Source organism: Microcystis sp. M53603_WE2, from assembly GCF_030065435.1.
Genome location: NZ_JASJFF010000334.1, coordinates 1 through 1,302 on the forward strand (window position 1 = coordinate 1; position 1,302 = coordinate 1,302).

Annotated in this window: 2 protein-coding genes; both read right to left on the reverse strand. The window is 41.1% G+C overall.

Features of this window, described 5'->3' with window-relative positions:
- Window positions 1–101 precede the first annotated feature (101 nt).
- On the reverse strand, window positions 102–284 hold the full coding sequence (locus PX481_RS07205) for a hypothetical protein (RefSeq protein WP_288023593.1): 183 nt from the start codon (window positions 282–284) through the stop codon (window positions 102–104).
- A 55-nt stretch (window positions 285–339) separates the two neighbouring features.
- A complete protein-coding gene (locus PX481_RS07210; protein WP_288023572.1) occupies window positions 340–1,092 on the reverse strand; it encodes a class I SAM-dependent methyltransferase in 753 nt (250 codons plus the stop codon).
- Window positions 1,093–1,302: the final 210 nt, after the last annotated feature.

Genomic DNA, 1,302 nt, shown 5'->3' on the forward strand with positions numbered 1-1,302 from the left:
AAATCCTTATCTGGCAAGAGATTTAATTGATTAGTTCGCTCTAGATCGCAAACAATTGACAAAAATCGCGGTAATGTCTGTCTCTATAAGGGTTTCATTCCTTATAACCCCCATCCATTGCATAACACAAACCGAAGAGCCCGATATTGCTGATTCCATCGTTTATATTGTCCTTGAGAGCTTCGCAGGGACTTAATTACAGCAACAGCTTCTTGTAACTCCCGATTATCTGGATAATTTCTGGCTAGTTTATAGAGAGAATCTACTCGATCGTCGATATCCATGTTTATCTACCTCTTTGCCTAGATAATCTTATGATACCCAAGCTTACCGATAAAATTAACCCGAAGAACCAGCCTTTTGGAAAATCATTAAATGTTGTTGGGGCAAAGTCTCGATGATTTCTTCTGGCAGTAAACCAACAGCGGCCATTTCTTTTTCTACCTGTCTGCGGGTCATTTTATGAAGGGCTTTGATGGGAATCAGGGGATTTTCACGACGGTATTCTACTAATACCACCCTACCATCGGGTTTTAAGGATTTGACCAGATTCTCCATCATCTCGCGGGGAGAGGAAAACTCGTGATAAGCATCGACCATTAAAGCTAAATCGAGCGCATTTATAGGCAATTTGGGATCGGTTTCTGTGGCGAGAATTGTGGTTATATTCTTCACTTGATTTTCCTCGGCTAAAAAATCAATTGCCCCTAACATTTCCGGTTGCACATCGACAGCGAAAACTTGTTCTACTAAATTCGCCATAGGAAAACTCAAATAACCTGTCCCCGCGCCGATATCTGCCACTAGGTCTGTGGGTTTTAAATGTAGTGCGGTGATCAGATCATCGGGTTTTTCCGTGAAACGGCGACTAGGACGTTCTAACCATAACATTTCTTGGTGTCCCATGACTTTAGCGATTTCCCGTCCTAGATAAAATTTACCGATACCATCGCGACTATGAAGCGATCGAATCTGATAATATTCCTCTTGCGCTAAAACTGAAGCATCGTAGGTAAAATTTAATAATCCGAAACCGCAAAAAACCACTATTAGAAACGAGACAATTAAGAAAAATTTTTGCTTAAACAGCATCGGGATTAAAAACGGTGGGCTAGAAAAAATAAATTCCCCGTCCGGGACAGGGAAAAAATCCGTCTTGATCAACAAAACAATTAATCCAAAAATCCCATTAAAGTTTCGGGATCATCGATTTCATTGGAAGCAACGGGACGATTACCCATGACTGTATAAGTTTCGCTAATGTGCAGATGACTGAGAGCGATCGGACGATTGCCAGAAATC